This window comes from Sphingobium phenoxybenzoativorans (assembly GCF_018286635.1).
Taxonomy (GTDB): domain Bacteria; phylum Pseudomonadota; class Alphaproteobacteria; order Sphingomonadales; family Sphingomonadaceae; genus Sphingobium; species Sphingobium phenoxybenzoativorans.
Genome location: NZ_CP073910.1, coordinates 3,960,034 through 3,972,202, shown reverse-complemented (window position 1 = coordinate 3,972,202; position 12,169 = coordinate 3,960,034). Strand labels below are relative to the sequence as shown.

21 protein-coding genes and 1 tRNA gene are annotated in these 12,169 nt (G+C 56.2%); 10 read left to right on the top strand and 12 right to left on the bottom strand.

The features are described from left to right. Positions 1–107: 107 nt before the first annotated feature. A complete protein-coding gene (locus KFK14_RS19670) occupies positions 108–926 on the top strand; it encodes a TIGR04255 family protein (protein ID WP_212608881.1) in 819 nt (272 codons plus the stop codon). Between the two features lie 474 nt (positions 927–1,400). Continuing rightward, positions 1,401–1,871: a hypothetical protein gene (locus KFK14_RS19665; protein WP_212608880.1), complete on the top strand. Its 471-nt coding sequence runs from the start codon at positions 1,401–1,403 to the stop codon at positions 1,869–1,871. A gap of 65 nt (positions 1,872–1,936) precedes the next feature. Here the strand turns inward: KFK14_RS19665 and KFK14_RS19660 are convergent, their stop codons facing one another. The 6 genes from KFK14_RS19660 to KFK14_RS19635 form a co-directional block, all read right to left on the bottom strand. Beyond that, on the bottom strand, positions 1,937–2,371 hold the full coding sequence (locus KFK14_RS19660; RefSeq protein WP_212608879.1) for a hypothetical protein: 435 nt from the start codon (positions 2,369–2,371) through the stop codon (positions 1,937–1,939). A 253-nt stretch (positions 2,372–2,624) separates the two neighbouring features. Then, complete coding sequence (locus KFK14_RS19655) at positions 2,625–2,924, bottom strand: hypothetical protein (RefSeq protein WP_212608878.1); 300 nt, start codon at positions 2,922–2,924, stop codon at positions 2,625–2,627. A 27-nt stretch (positions 2,925–2,951) separates the two neighbouring features. After that, positions 2,952–3,347, bottom strand: a complete 396-nt coding sequence (locus KFK14_RS19650) for a hypothetical protein (RefSeq protein ID WP_212608877.1) — start codon at positions 3,345–3,347, stop codon at positions 2,952–2,954. Between the two features lies 1 nt (position 3,348). Beyond that, the gene (locus tag KFK14_RS24120) at positions 3,349–3,723 is read right to left on the bottom strand and encodes a hypothetical protein (protein WP_246524712.1); all 375 of its coding nucleotides are present in this window, start codon (positions 3,721–3,723) and stop codon (positions 3,349–3,351) included. Next, positions 3,720–3,956, bottom strand: a complete 237-nt coding sequence (locus KFK14_RS19640) for a hypothetical protein (protein WP_212608876.1) — start codon at positions 3,954–3,956, stop codon at positions 3,720–3,722. The genes KFK14_RS24120 and KFK14_RS19640 overlap by 4 nt, the downstream gene beginning before the upstream one ends. Next, on the bottom strand, positions 3,953–4,615 hold the full coding sequence (locus KFK14_RS19635; protein ID WP_212608875.1) for a hypothetical protein: 663 nt from the start codon (positions 4,613–4,615) through the stop codon (positions 3,953–3,955). The genes KFK14_RS19640 and KFK14_RS19635 overlap by 4 nt, the downstream gene beginning before the upstream one ends. Positions 4,616–5,038: 423 nt before the next feature. Between KFK14_RS19635 and KFK14_RS19630 the strand changes: the two genes are divergently transcribed. Beyond that, positions 5,039–5,272, top strand: coding sequence for a hypothetical protein (locus KFK14_RS19630; RefSeq protein ID WP_212608874.1), 234 nt, complete (start codon positions 5,039–5,041; stop codon positions 5,270–5,272). A gap of 139 nt (positions 5,273–5,411) precedes the next feature. Here the strand turns inward: KFK14_RS19630 and KFK14_RS19625 are convergent, their stop codons facing one another. The 6 genes from KFK14_RS19625 to KFK14_RS19600 form a co-directional block, all read right to left on the bottom strand. Further along, positions 5,412–5,600 (bottom strand): hypothetical protein, encoded by a 189-nt coding sequence (locus tag KFK14_RS19625; protein WP_212608873.1) that lies wholly within the window; start codon positions 5,598–5,600, stop codon positions 5,412–5,414. Further along, a complete protein-coding gene (locus KFK14_RS19620) occupies positions 5,597–6,229 on the bottom strand; it encodes an SOS response-associated peptidase family protein (protein ID WP_212608872.1) in 633 nt (210 codons plus the stop codon). Before KFK14_RS19620 ends, KFK14_RS19625 begins: the two co-directional genes overlap by 4 nt. Then, the gene (locus KFK14_RS19615; protein WP_212608871.1) at positions 6,222–6,440 is read right to left on the bottom strand and encodes a hypothetical protein; all 219 of its coding nucleotides are present in this window, start codon (positions 6,438–6,440) and stop codon (positions 6,222–6,224) included. The genes KFK14_RS19620 and KFK14_RS19615 overlap by 8 nt, the downstream gene beginning before the upstream one ends. Then, positions 6,437–6,679 carry a hypothetical protein gene (locus KFK14_RS19610; RefSeq protein WP_212608870.1) on the bottom strand — a complete coding sequence of 81 codons (243 nt, stop codon included), beginning with the start codon at positions 6,677–6,679 and terminating at the stop codon, positions 6,437–6,439. The genes KFK14_RS19615 and KFK14_RS19610 overlap by 4 nt, the downstream gene beginning before the upstream one ends. Further along, positions 6,666–6,950, bottom strand: coding sequence for a hypothetical protein (locus KFK14_RS19605; RefSeq protein WP_212608869.1), 285 nt, complete (start codon positions 6,948–6,950; stop codon positions 6,666–6,668). Before KFK14_RS19605 ends, KFK14_RS19610 begins: the two co-directional genes overlap by 14 nt. A 66-nt stretch (positions 6,951–7,016) precedes the next feature. Next, a complete protein-coding gene (locus tag KFK14_RS19600; RefSeq protein ID WP_212608868.1) occupies positions 7,017–7,175 on the bottom strand; it encodes a hypothetical protein in 159 nt (52 codons plus the stop codon). Between the two features lie 106 nt (positions 7,176–7,281). Between KFK14_RS19600 and KFK14_RS24280 the strand changes: the two genes are divergently transcribed. The 7 genes from KFK14_RS24280 (at position 7,282) to KFK14_RS19570 (ending at position 12,035) form a co-directional block, all read left to right on the top strand. Next, positions 7,282–7,413 (top strand): hypothetical protein, encoded by a 132-nt coding sequence (locus KFK14_RS24280; RefSeq protein ID WP_281417166.1) that lies wholly within the window; start codon positions 7,282–7,284, stop codon positions 7,411–7,413. A 189-nt stretch (positions 7,414–7,602) separates the two neighbouring features. Beyond that, on the top strand, positions 7,603–7,767 hold the full coding sequence (locus KFK14_RS19595; protein ID WP_212608867.1) for a hypothetical protein: 165 nt from the start codon (positions 7,603–7,605) through the stop codon (positions 7,765–7,767). Positions 7,768–7,877: 110 nt separating this feature from the next. Next, a tRNA-Tyr gene (locus KFK14_RS19590) sits at positions 7,878–7,971 on the top strand. Between the two features lie 163 nt (positions 7,972–8,134). Beyond that, positions 8,135–9,421 carry a tyrosine-type recombinase/integrase gene (locus KFK14_RS19585; RefSeq protein WP_212608866.1) on the top strand — a complete coding sequence of 429 codons (1,287 nt, stop codon included), beginning with the start codon at positions 8,135–8,137 and terminating at the stop codon, positions 9,419–9,421. A 431-nt stretch (positions 9,422–9,852) separates the two neighbouring features. After that, entirely contained in the window at positions 9,853–10,221 is a 369-nt protein-coding gene (locus KFK14_RS19580) for a hypothetical protein (RefSeq protein ID WP_212611287.1), read from the top strand. Continuing rightward, positions 10,202–10,387, top strand: a complete 186-nt coding sequence (locus tag KFK14_RS24370; RefSeq protein WP_212608865.1) for an RNA polymerase sigma factor — start codon at positions 10,202–10,204, stop codon at positions 10,385–10,387. The genes KFK14_RS19580 and KFK14_RS24370 overlap by 20 nt, the downstream gene beginning before the upstream one ends. Before the next feature lie 361 nt (positions 10,388–10,748). Next, positions 10,749–12,035 (top strand): tyrosine-type recombinase/integrase, encoded by a 1,287-nt coding sequence (locus tag KFK14_RS19570; protein ID WP_212608864.1) that lies wholly within the window; start codon positions 10,749–10,751, stop codon positions 12,033–12,035. Positions 12,036–12,169 lie beyond the last annotated feature (134 nt).

Here is a 12,169-nt window from a genome sequence, read left to right as displayed (position 1 = left end):
CGCACAGGCGGAGCTTGTTTTTTGTCCGTCGAGGCCCACTCGTGCTTCCCGTGTTGATTTGAAGCCATTCGATGGTACATCACGGGCGGAATCCGAAAGGAACGCATTTGACGGCCCGTTTTCGACTAAGTTCGCCGCCAGTTAATGAGGTGGCGTTTTCTGCGGTCATGGGCCCAGTAAACCCGGCCCTGCTGCCTTCCTACGCGCTAGATCTTTTTGATGTGGCTGGCACCCATCGTTTTTTTGCTGATCGTTTTCCTGGTGTTGAACGGCAAGTTCCGGTCGGCCAAATGGAGGTGGCCGGCATGCTCGGAGCACCGCCGGTATTACTTGACGAAGGTAGGGGAATCTCACCACGGTGGTGGTTTGTAAGTGAGGATCGATCCGAGGTCCTTCAGCTCCAAGATCGCTTCTGGTCATATAACTGGCGAAGAGAGCAGCCATTTTCTTCCGAGGCGTATCCTGGCTTCGACGATATTTCTGCCCGTGCAATCTCGACTGTCGAGACGCTGTGGAAAGCATCAGAGGCTATCTCGAAGCAAACTCCTGTTCCGGCCGGCTGCGAGCTGATGTACAGCAACCTAATCCTTATGCAGGACGACGTCGGCAATGCACGCCGCATAAGTGATTTCCTCGCATTCTACAGCTCTACAGATACCATCAATAAGATGGGCTGGAATCTGAGCTGGAACGAGACGATCGGAGATAGCGAGGCGGCAATGTTGCGTTTCAAAGCGGGGTTGGGGGGCTTCCTCCATGATGATAGCGCGCAAGTGATTCCGGTTTTACAGCTGCAATTTGTAGCGGGCAGGCAGGTTTCAACTTGGGAAGAAGCATTTAGCTTTTACAACGTCGCGCACGAATATATCATCAAGCGGTTTAATGAGCTGACGACCGAAGCGGCAAAGAAAGAGTGGAACGCCTAATGTCTCTTGCACCTTTTGCCCATTTGCCGAGCGCGCTTACACTGGCTCTATCGACCCCCGGAGCATCAACGGCTCCAATCGATCATGCCCCCACACTGAAAGCAGCAGGAGCGGCCTTGCCATATCAGTGGCAGCAGGCCCGCGCCGCTTGGTACGAGGCGGCCGCTTTGGGTCTAAAGATGCTTGGCAGAAACTGGGATGGATATGACGCTCCAGCGGTGTCCCCTTTGGTGGTTGAGCAGCTAGTGGCGGTTTTGAGGCAATCGCTGCCCTCAGGAGGGCGCGTGGGCTCGCTTGTGCCGGGCGCAGATGGGTCTGTTCAAGCTGAGTGGCATCTTCGAAATGTTTCACTTGGCTTTGTGGTCGATGAAGATGCGTCGATGTCTGCCTGGGTCCGTACGCCGGCACACGAGTACGAGCGGCATGGCGTGGCTGCGATAGGCTTGCTGACTGAGATGGCTAATACACTTCTCAATGTGTGACCCAACTTCGCAAGATTATTTTTCGCATGTTAGAAGCGATGATCTTGGTATCCAAGATGAGCACAATCTTATTCGTCATTGCAAAACGCCTTACCAGGTGGTGCCCTGCCCGATTAACGGTCTTAAGGTTTCGTCCCAGGCCTTCACTACACGCAAGGAAGATCCAGGCGTTTCGATTGATATAGAATGTCTTCTTCATAAAGCTGGATTGCCGAGTGACGCGAGATTTGGGGAAATGCCCGGCACTGTTGCGATGGTTGCGGTCGCCGCCAAGGTTGCCCGTTCCGCTGCCCTCGGCGCCGCATGGACGCCAAAGCCTGAGGTACCAGAACTGTCCGATGCCCAGGGCGCTGCAAACCCATATCATGGAGAAGTCATCGTGTTAGGCCTGGGTTCTTCAGCGCGCAAACGGGCTAGTCGTGCATTGAGCGAAAGCGCCGTGCTGGTTCGTTCGGAAATATAAGACAGCCCAGCTATGGTGGGACCGGAGCAATATTGACTAGCGCTGCCCCTCTATCCGACCATCTGTCACCGCCCCGCAGCTTCCCCCGCCTCAAACCTGCGCTTGCGCGTGTCGCGTGGCGGTATGGTCGTGATCGTTGCGGCATATTCGGCGAACAGGATGAGGATATCAGACAGGGGGAAATGCTCGCGCTTACCTTCGATCCAGGCCAGCAGGTCGATGATCAGCAGCACCCACCACAGCACGCGAAAACCGAGTAGGCTGAGCCGAGGCAGATCGGCCCGAAGACCGGCGCTGAACATGAGGAGCAGACAGAGAAGCGCCGTCAGAACGCGGTCAAGCCAACCTTCAGCATGATAGAGGATCCATAGCCCGGCAGTCAGCCACAGGGCGCGCGCCACGGCATATTGGCTCTGGCGGGTGGCCTGACAGACCCGCACGATGATGGGCACGAACAGGGTCTTTCCCACCCACAGATCGGCTTCACGAATTGCGCCCATGCCCTGCCATAGCGTCTTGCTAGCGGAACATCCACGGCCTCGGGTTTCCGGCGCGCATCACAAAATAAGAAAAAGCCCGGCTCCACAAAGGAAACCGGGCCAAGGTAATGGGAAGATTATCCTCCCACGGGTCGCCGGAGCTTAATGCCGTGGGATGGTTACCGGGAGGTTAAGGTCAGGCAAATTTGCATGACCTATCGGCTAATACACGTTCTCCGGGTTGCATCCGCTGTGATTTGCGGCCCGCCTCTAATTATTTCTCCTCAAGAAGGTCGTCGGAAGGGTCGGTGACGGGCACGAGGAACAGAACATAATCATCAATTTCCGCTCCAGCCTTTTGAACGGCGGATTGGAATGCAGCAAATTCTTCAGGATACGGGTCTCGAAGGAAAAGCTCGTCTATGCCATTCCAGAGCGGTTTTCCTTCGGTCTCGAGGCTCATCAGATCTGATCGAAAAAAGTCCTCCTCAACTATTTGCTCCGCTTCAATCTGGCTTTCTGCTCCTAAAGCGACAATCGCTTCGCCTCGAATTTCAAGGATATGCACACTCATCTTATTCCTCCATTCTTACTGAAGGCGCTAATATTCATTTTCCGGATCGTGGCCCTCGTCTTCCACCCCCGCGTCAGGATCGGAGACAGTGCAGCCCGGCCCCTTGTCCATCATCAGGAATTTAGCGCAGGGTTCATCCTCAGCCAACGTGCCATCCTCTTCATCGCCAGCATGCTCGCCTGCGTCGCTGATCCGGCAGCCAGGGCCAGGACCAGCATCAAACTTGGCTTGTTTCGTCAGGATGAAGTCGTCCTCCAGATTCGTTGCGTTCTCTAGGTCCGGGTCACCGTCGGCGATGTCGAGCAGATCGATCGCCACGGATATGAAAGCAGCCAGTTGATCCCGATCGAAGCGGCTGAGGATGCGGGTGACGGCGGCTGGTGGTGCTTGCAGCGCAACAGGGTTGTTCAGGACTGTAGCCATGTCAGCGGCCCTCCCTGCTTGCCGCAGCCCGGTCGATGTAGGCGCGATTGATGTAATGAAGGACCCGCAAGCGCGTTTTGTGCCGGGGTGTTCGGCCTCGCCGTAGATCATAGATCAGGCGTGGGTCGCCTGCGGCATCCCGGCCGAACTTGCTTTCAGTGATACCGGTATCTCGGACAAACTGGTCGATCGCTCGGAGGAGATCGAGGCGATCCGCATCCGTTTCAAGCACACCGGCAAGCGGAGGCTGCTGTGTTGCTTCACGCGGCTTAACCGCCTTGTGAACCTTCTCACGCTTGAATGATGCCTGAGACGGCGCATAGATTGAATGCGGCGGCAGGCAACGCGCGGGCGGATTGTGACGGAGGGCAATCATGCTTCCACCTCCCTTGCCGAGCGGCCTTCGATGGTGGCCGTAACTCCTGCCCACAGATAAACGTTCTCTCCGAGCAGATTGTAGAGCCGCCGCGCTTCGATAATCTCGGCGTCGCTGCGGCCTTGGACAGCCCAGAAAAAGCGTGTTTCCCGGCCGTCCATCATGTAGCCGCCGCCAACTGCTTCGAAGCAGGCCAGCCAGTCCTCGGCGCGCGTTGGTGCAATGACGTTCATGCTGCACCTCCCGCGAACCGCCGGACATCGTTCAGGAACGGCTCCACATAGTCGCCGCTGTAGGACGGTGTGCTATCGCCGGTCTTCGCCTCTGCCCCGAAAAGATACTCGGCCTTCCACAGCATAGCGGCGGCATGCGGAGCGGGCATCTGCAGAAGTTCATAGCAGGCTTCACATTCGGCATCGACGAGTGCGTCGTATCGATCGTTGATCGCGTCAGCATCCAGTTCCGCCTTCAGAGCTTCGAACCGTGCATGTTCCTCCTTCAGGGCTTCGATCTTGGGTCGGATGAAAGCATGAGGATCATGAGCGTGGTCCTCCAGATCGAATTGCTCGAAGTCTGACGCCGGGATGAAGTAGCGGCAGGGAAGACCGACGCCTGCTTGATGCGTGAAATTGTAGGTTGGGCGGATGGCATTGACCTGCGCATGCACGGGGTCATGAACCTCTCGCCCAAAAGTGTCCGCAACTTCCTTGCATTTCAGGTAATGGGCCATCGCGGCGTCCCATGCGGAACTATCAACTGTGGCGGCAACTGCCGGGACAGCGCACGCCGCGACTGGCACGACAGCGAGAGCAGCGACGAGGCCGCGGCGCGAGATTGATGGTAAAGTGGGATTGGCGGGCGCAATGCTCCGCCCTATGGAAGATGTAGCCATTATCGATCTCCTTAGGATCGGTTTCGGTTAGGCCGAAGTAGGGAAATTCCACTTCCCCTCTTCGGCCGCCCTGGTGTGAGCGACACCAGTAATCACAGTTAATCGGCTTGCGTCAAGCTGTATTTGGTGTAGATGAACCCAATGCCGATGAATCCCGCTCAATGTCGCATGGCGCGAACCGCTCTCATGATGACCAATGGGGGACTAGCGGAGCGCGCCAAGGTTGGCGTTAACACGGTGTCGCGTTTTGAGCAGGGCCAGGATGTTCGATTGTCTAGCGTCAACGCCATGAAGGCTGCGCTTGAGGAAGCGGGCATCATTTTTATAGCCGCTGGTGAACTATCATCTGGCGCTGGGCCGGGAGTAAGGCTGCGTTAGACGAACGCGCGTTGACGAGATTGGCTTGTCCTGCATAAAGATCGCATGGGCGAAGATGGCTTATCAACCACGATCACCGATCCGTCTGCGGTCTTGGCTGGCCTGTCTGCGATTTGCGCAATCATTGCGGGCTGCCTGTTGTTGAAATTGGTGGCGCGGGTGGAGAGGCAGTCTGCCAAAGGACGATCAATGCCTCTGAGCGCGGCAACGGAAGCATTTATTTTCCTCGGCCTGGCCTGCCTATTGGGAGGCGGCGGATATCTTCTCCGGCTCTTTTGAATGTCTTCCGGCCCGTTAAACAATCGCGGCGCGCTGCTAGCTCGTAAAGCCATACTGCAATGCGTCGCAACGTGTCCACGCCGTGAAAAGGACGTTTCGTCAGTTTCGGCAGTTAGCTGGGTAGGCATATTTCAGGAAATTATCGTGGCCGCGCTCGATCAGCCTCAATGAGGGCCTTCGCCTTCTGCCGCAAATCCTGGCGGCTTTCCCCCGGCTCTGCATAGGCCGCAGCGTCAATCGGGTCCGTCTCTCCGGGCCGCCGCACGCGAACGACCCCAGGACCATAGGATATTCCATAGCCGCGATGGACCTCTTCCCAGATGGTCACGCCTTGGCTCGCGTCGGATACACCGGCCCGCGCATCCGCATCTGATCTGCTGGATAGGGCCGCTGTAGGTCCACGGCGTCTTCATGGCTCCCGTGCAGCCATCGATCCCAATCCGTCTCATGCAGGACGGTGATCATGGCCTTAGGATGGACTGGCGCGACTAGCTCGTTCGGATCGCACGTCACCATCGCGAAATGCTTGTCGTCTCCTAGCTGTTGCCAGAAGCCAGCAACCGCGAATATAGGCTGATCGACCACATCGAACCAATATTCCCCGCGCACCGGCTTCTTGCCGTCGCCCAGATCAGTGGGCTTGGGTGCCCACTCACAAAACTCCGTTAGCGGCACGAGGCAGCGCTTTGCCGGATCGGACGCCAGCTTGCGCCACTGCGGCAGCGCCAGATTGCGGACGTTCGTCATCGGGAAATTCGCCATGCCGCCCAGGACATCCCAGTGCATGACGTCAGCGACCCGCTGGCCTGCTTCCTCGCGCACGACATAGGTCCGCGACTTCGGAAAAAGCTCCACAGGATTGAATCGGTTATCCATAGGCTTATCCACAGGGAACAGCGCATTGAACCGCGTGAATATTGTTTCCGGCTCGCCTCTCTGCCTGGCGCGATTACACATGACTGTACGCTCCGGCATCATTGGATCTATGGCTGTCCCTTAGCAGATTGATGGTCACGCGGGCATGGGTTCGCATGACATATTGCCAGTAGCCCGTCGCATCTTCCCATGTGCAGGCGACGTCCCGAGGGAAGCTGGCCCACAGACCCTGCGCCACGTCCTCGATCAGCCCGTCGATGTCATTTGTTGAGCAGAGGCGGCAGCGGGTCATTCGGGTTGCTTGGATCGGTCGGTTGGATGCGGCAATGGCGCGGCCCTGCGGACCTGGAGCCGCTCGAACCGCACCGCGATCCGATCGACGATATATTGACGAGCGGCGGCGGACTTCAGTTCATTCTTCCCGGCCCACTCCCGCAGCGCTCCACGCGACATCTGCCCTATGGCAAAATCAATCTCGAAGCGGATCTGGTGGGGCGTGAGAATCTCCGGGAAGTCGTCAGAGGTACTCACTGGCTTCGGCGTCGGCGCGGGCGATAAACTCGATGTCGTCCGCGAACTGGGCGCGGATTTGATCGACCGTCTTGACCGTCATACCATATTTCGAGGCATAGGCCTGCATCGCCTGAGCCACGTCGTCGATCGAATGAAACGGCTGATCGAGCTTCGTCAGTGTGTCGTCAGCGTGGCTGATCCAAATATTGAAGCTTCCATCGTCAAAGCCATAATCAACGGTCGGGTTCTGGCCCTCAAAGGGGCGCTGTATCTCAGCGACGGGGTTCATTGCTCATTCCTTCCGCGAATCACTATGGAAGGAGGGTAGAACGAAATAAGAACAAACGGAAGAACGTCAGAAGCTGATCTCGCGCTTTCCCATCTCTTCAATGACGGCGAGGAGCAGACCTGAGGGATTTTCCGTCTCTTCCTCTGACGCGGTTTCCCACGTGTCGATAAGCTGTTCGTCGGTCCAGGTCGCAACGGTGGCAGCATGATCGAGCGTTTCAGACACAGGCGTTTCTCCATTAATGTCGGCGGCGAGGCAGTGAGTTTATACGAGCACGTGGAAACATAGGATCCCTCAGGCGCTTCATTTAATTCATGCATAGGAGGCACCCATGAGCGACCCAAAGGAAGCCGACACTGAGAAGCCGACAGAAGCGGATAAGGACAAGGCAGCTAAGCAGCCACCCGCAGAGCATGACGAGCTGCTTCCTGACGACATGGAGGACAAAGGCAACTTTGCCTGACGCCGACGTGAGGCAGCAGATAGAGTTAGCCGCACCTACTGTCCCTATTGACCCTATCGTCCCAGGGTCTCTTGCCGCGACTCAGACACGTTTGGTAATATAGCGCTCGCCATCGACACCCTTGTTTCGAGGGCCGGGCAGGACAGTGCGCGACCGTCCTGCCCGCTTTTTGAGGTTGGGGGAGGCAGCATGTTCGATATGATCGATCGCGCATATTATGAACGGCGGGCGCGTGAAGAGATCGAGAAGGCGGAAAACTGCCTCGATCCGGTCGCCCGGCGGACGCACCTCATAATGGCCGAGAGATATCGACAACAGGTTCGCGAGTTGTCGGGCGACCGGGAAGAGGCTTAGCTCGGTTCTGCTCGTCAATTCCTGTGTAACCGCGCCCGGAATTACACAGACGTTCCCGGAATGTTTCAGAATGCCGGAAAAAGCAAAAACCCCCGAAATTGCTGGCTAAAGGACACGCTGGGAACAGTCCGGATAGTTACTCCACTCGACTGTAAATCTGCCCGGGTTTCCCGTACGCTGGTTCGAATCCAGCCCTGTCCACCAATCCCCCATTCTCAGCCATTCTCAACAGTCCGCTCGGATTGACATTTTTGGCGGTTTTCTACCCTTTATCAGCGTTGCTTGTTCGTAGCCGTCCGCGTGCCTCCGGCGCAGCCGAGGTACTCAGACGAGGTATCGAACTTCGAAAACGAGGTATTGGGATACGATGCTTACCGATGCAAAAATCCGCGCCGCACAGCCAGGAACCAAAGGCTACAAACTGTTCGACGCCCAACGGCTCTATCTTTTTGTAACGCCCAAGGGCGCCAAGTCATGGCGCATGAACTTTGCCTATGACGGCAAGAACGTGACAACGACCTTCGGACAATATCCCCGCATGAGCCTTGCCGAAGCCCGCTCGCTGAGAGACGAAGCGCGTCGACAGCTTGAGCAAGGCCTTAATCCGGTCACAGTTCAGCGCATGAAGGTAGAGGCGAATATCCAAGCCTCTCGCGAAACCTTTGAGAAGGTGGCGCGCGCATGGCATGCAAACTGCTTGCCGCAATGGGCGAAAGTCCACGCTGCTGACGTGATTCGGAGTTTTGAACGGGACGTCTTTCCGCGAATCGGTACGCTGCCCATTTCGGGGATCACGACTCCGACCATTTTCAAAGTCCTCCGAGAGATTGAGGACCGTTCCGCAATCGAAACGGCAAAGCGCGTTCGTCAGCGCATCTCTGCCGTTTTCGTTTACGCTATAGCTGCAGGCCTCGCCACGGCTGACCCAGCAGAGAAGGTAGGAGGGGCGCTCAAGCCCTTGCCGCGAAAAGGCAAGCAGCCAGCGATTACGGATATCGTACAGCTGCGGACAATGCTGAAAGATTTAGACGACGATTATGCCCGCCCGGTTACGCGCCTCGGTATGCGTCTGATTGCTCTCACGGCGGTGAGGCCCAGTGAGCTACGCGGAGCGACGTGGGGCGAATTTGAAAATCTGGAGGGCGAGGAGCCGCTTTGGCGCATTCCGTCTGCCCGAATGAAGGGCGATCTCGACCGGAAAGTGGAGGAGGGCGGCGATCACCTCGTGCCATTGGCCAAAGAGAGCGTGACGGTCTTGAGAGCCGTTCATAAGCTGACCGGCGAATTTCAACTCGTATTTCCCAATGCACGGAATATGCACCGGCCTATGAGCGAAAATGCCTTAGGCTATCTGCTCAATCGCGCCGGATATCATGGGCGGCATGTTCCACATGGGTTTCGGGCGTCGTTTTCGACCATCATGAATGAATGGGCGTCGAAGCACGGACAAAAGGATGATCGTGCCATCATCGATCTGATGTTGGCGCACGTTCCTGCTAACAAAGTTGAAGGCGCTTATAACCGAGCCGCTTACTTGCCGCGTAGGCGCCAACTCGCTCAAATTTGGGCGCAAATGATTTCTGTGGATTTAGCGGAGCCAGCAGACTTGTTACACCTGCTTCGGCAGCGCGCGAACCCTAATGGGTTCGAATGATTAAGCTACGAATGCCGGTCGGTTTCAGCCTTGCCAACCAGGACCATCTCTTGGTCGCATGGCAAGTCGAACTAACAGCGCGGGCCACCAGGTTGCGACCCCTATGATGCCAACGCAAAGTCCATGCTGAAAATGAGCCGATTTTGCGTGAATTTCACGCAAATCACACGCAAATATTTGGTTGCGGTGAGTGGTACGCCTGAGGGCCTGAATCAAAGCTTCGCAGCGGGTTAGCATCGTTAACTTCAACTGAATTTCGTGCTCGCGGCTGCTCCCGGGCAGTTGAAGTGACTTCAATTGAAGTTTTAGCAGCTTGATTGGCGCCTAAAAAACTCCCTTTCTAAAAGGGCCGGCGACGCGGAAGCGATCGATCTATCGATCTGCGATCCTGTGGCCGCTGGACAGTTTCAGCAGAACGGGGGGGCAACATAATGCGCGACACCGAATTAGCCGAAGCCTTTCTCTCGAATGCCTATGGATTCCTCGAGCCTGATCTGACCTCGCTCGCGATATCGCTTGAGCTTGGCTTAAAATCTTACCTTCTCCATCGCGGCTACTCCGATGATTGGAACGCCCGCCACATTCGCCACGATCTACGCATGGCGCTCGATCTTGCTGTCGAAGAAGAGTTTGGTGGTGTTACGCCGGCTCTGGAGGCGTTGATCGATGCCTTCAGCCCAATTTACCGTGAGCTACATCTGGATCGCTGTTTGCAGGCCGCAGAAGCCCCGCTGGTGATGATAGCCAGCGAAGCCACACGATCAATGTTGGACGAAATTAGTGACGCAATCCATCAGTGAGGCACTGGCGGCGCTGCCGCAGCCGCAACGCGCCATATTCCTTCTGCATGCCTGGCATGGATTGTCGTATGTTCAGATCGCGTTTTGCCTCAACCTTGAAGTCTGCCAAGTCGAGCAATCGCTAGCCGGAGCCCTGTACGCTTTGAGCGACACTTTCGATTCGTAGGCCTTCGGACGATGTCACCTTCCCTATTGGCTATCAGCTGAAGCCGCAAACCTGTCCCTCGAAAATAGGAAATATGTCCCGACAAGTACGGCCGCGTGCCGTCCCGTTGATTGATGACGACGCTGAAATTAGCTTCTGAGCCATCAATTTTAATTGTTATCAAAGGAAGTCGAACCCTTGTTTCAGCCGTGAAAGCGCTCGTGATTTCGGAATACTGTACGCAGTAGCACGCAAGGGAATGGTCCATAATAGATTGAAAAGTTTATATTTTTATAAATTTCGTTCTGTTGCGATTTCCGAAGTCCTGATATGGATATTGATGATCTATTGATGACGTTTTTCGTATTTCTGGTGAGGGCAGATGGCACGTCTTGGCAAGGAAGAGCGAATTGATCAGCGGGCTTCTCGCCTGCGATTGAAGCCACGCCATCTGCCCTACTGGCGCACAGTCAGCAAAGGGCTTCATATCGGGTATTACCGTGGAAAGAGAGAGGGCAGCTGGTTCGCGCGGTATAGGCCTGCCGGATCAAACCATGACTATATCAAGACGAGGCTCGGCAAATGCGATGATCGGATCGATGCCGACGGCGAAGGTATCCTTGATTGGAAGCAGGCTCTGGCGGAGTGCAACAAATGGATTGATGGTCTGCATGGGGATGATGAGCAGCCAAAGGATTTGCACCTTACAATCCGCGACGTTGTCGTCGCGCATATCGCAGATCGAGATGCGAGAGATAGTGAGAGGGCGGGGCGCCCCACGCGGTCGACAGCATCCTCTAAGCTAAAGCCGCATGTCTTGAATGACGAGATTTTAAGCCGGATTCTGCTGGTAGAAATCAGTGAAAGCGACCTGCGAAACTGGCAACGTCGGCTCGTTCAGCTCAAGGGCAGCAGCAAGCAGCGCGTGATGGCCGAACTCAAGGCGGCATTGAATTCCGTTTATGAGGAGAAGCGTCGCGTGTTGCCGCCGGACTTCGCGATCCGGATAAAGCATGGCCTCAAGCCCGTTTTCGCCGAAGCTTGCCAGAATGAGAGTGTCGCCCGGGAAGGTCAGGTGCTTGAGGACGACATGGTCCGCAAAATCGTCAAGGCAGCCATAGCCAAGGATACGGAGGGCGACTTCGCGATGGTGGTCATGTTAATGGCAGCTACGGGTGCCCGTTTTGCTCAGCTTGTCCGTATGCGGGTCGCCGATGTGCAGTTGGATCAAAACCGCTTGCTGGTGCCTGCATCGCGGAAAGGGAAGGGTAGAGCTAAATCCGCGATCAGAGTTGCCGTGAGCAAGGACGTAGCAGACGCATTGCGGATTTACTGTGCGGATCGTCCGGCCGGGGACATCCTTTTGGAACGCTGGCATCATCGGCAGACCGGGCCAATTGCGTGGGAAAGGATAACGCGGCAGCCCTGGAAGACACCGTCAGAAATGCGCCGCCCGTGGAAGACGCTGGTGGATGAGCTCAAAATCCCGGATGTCGTGCCTTACGCCCTGCGACATTCCTCAATCGTCCGGGCTATCAAAGCCGGGCTGCCGATCCGGCTGGTGGCCGCCACACATGATACGTCGGTAGCTATGATTGAACGACACTATGCCCGCTGGATCACTGACGATCTCGACGAACTGTCAGCGCGGGCGGTCATCGCGCTGTAAAAAGGTATTGTCATGCCGATACCGCTTTTCGATATCCATAGCATCACCTTCACCAGTGATATTATTTAAATGACGCGGGTGCCTGCGCACCGAGCGTCAAAATGACGCCTGAGAAAACAATTTCTCGGCAGCCT

What these genes read in the sequence shown, in the direction of transcription:
- KFK14_RS19665 (WP_212608880.1), top strand. Translation starts at nt 1,401, where the DNA reads ATGTGTGACCCAACTTCGCAAGATTATTTTTCGCATGTTAGAAGCGAT.
- KFK14_RS19660 (WP_212608879.1), bottom strand. Translation starts at nt 2,371, where the DNA reads ATGGGCGCAATTCGTGAAGCCGATCTGTGGGTGGGAAAGACCCTGTTC.
- KFK14_RS19655 (WP_212608878.1), bottom strand. Translation starts at nt 2,924, where the DNA reads ATGAGTGTGCATATCCTTGAAATTCGAGGCGAAGCGATTGTCGCTTTA.
- KFK14_RS19650 (WP_212608877.1), bottom strand. Translation starts at nt 3,347, where the DNA reads ATGGCTACAGTCCTGAACAACCCTGTTGCGCTGCAAGCACCACCAGCC.
- KFK14_RS24120 (WP_246524712.1), bottom strand. Translation starts at nt 3,723, where the DNA reads ATGATTGCCCTCCGTCACAATCCGCCCGCGCGTTGCCTGCCGCCGCAT.
- KFK14_RS19640 (WP_212608876.1), bottom strand. Translation starts at nt 3,956, where the DNA reads ATGAACGTCATTGCACCAACGCGCGCCGAGGACTGGCTGGCCTGCTTC.
- KFK14_RS19635 (WP_212608875.1), bottom strand. Translation starts at nt 4,615, where the DNA reads ATGGCTACATCTTCCATAGGGCGGAGCATTGCGCCCGCCAATCCCACT.
- KFK14_RS19630 (WP_212608874.1), top strand. Translation starts at nt 5,039, where the DNA reads ATGGGCGAAGATGGCTTATCAACCACGATCACCGATCCGTCTGCGGTC.
- KFK14_RS19620 (WP_212608872.1), bottom strand. Translation starts at nt 6,229, where the DNA reads ATGTGTAATCGCGCCAGGCAGAGAGGCGAGCCGGAAACAATATTCACG.
- KFK14_RS19615 (WP_212608871.1), bottom strand. Translation starts at nt 6,440, where the DNA reads ATGACCCGCTGCCGCCTCTGCTCAACAAATGACATCGACGGGCTGATC.
- KFK14_RS19605 (WP_212608869.1), bottom strand. Translation starts at nt 6,950, where the DNA reads ATGAACCCCGTCGCTGAGATACAGCGCCCCTTTGAGGGCCAGAACCCG.
- KFK14_RS24280 (WP_281417166.1), top strand. Translation starts at nt 7,282, where the DNA reads ATGAGCGACCCAAAGGAAGCCGACACTGAGAAGCCGACAGAAGCGGAT.
- KFK14_RS19595 (WP_212608867.1), top strand. Translation starts at nt 7,603, where the DNA reads ATGTTCGATATGATCGATCGCGCATATTATGAACGGCGGGCGCGTGAA.
- KFK14_RS19585 (WP_212608866.1), top strand. Translation starts at nt 8,135, where the DNA reads ATGCTTACCGATGCAAAAATCCGCGCCGCACAGCCAGGAACCAAAGGC.
- KFK14_RS19580 (WP_212611287.1), top strand. Translation starts at nt 9,853, where the DNA reads ATGCGCGACACCGAATTAGCCGAAGCCTTTCTCTCGAATGCCTATGGA.
- KFK14_RS19570 (WP_212608864.1), top strand. Translation starts at nt 10,749, where the DNA reads ATGGCACGTCTTGGCAAGGAAGAGCGAATTGATCAGCGGGCTTCTCGC.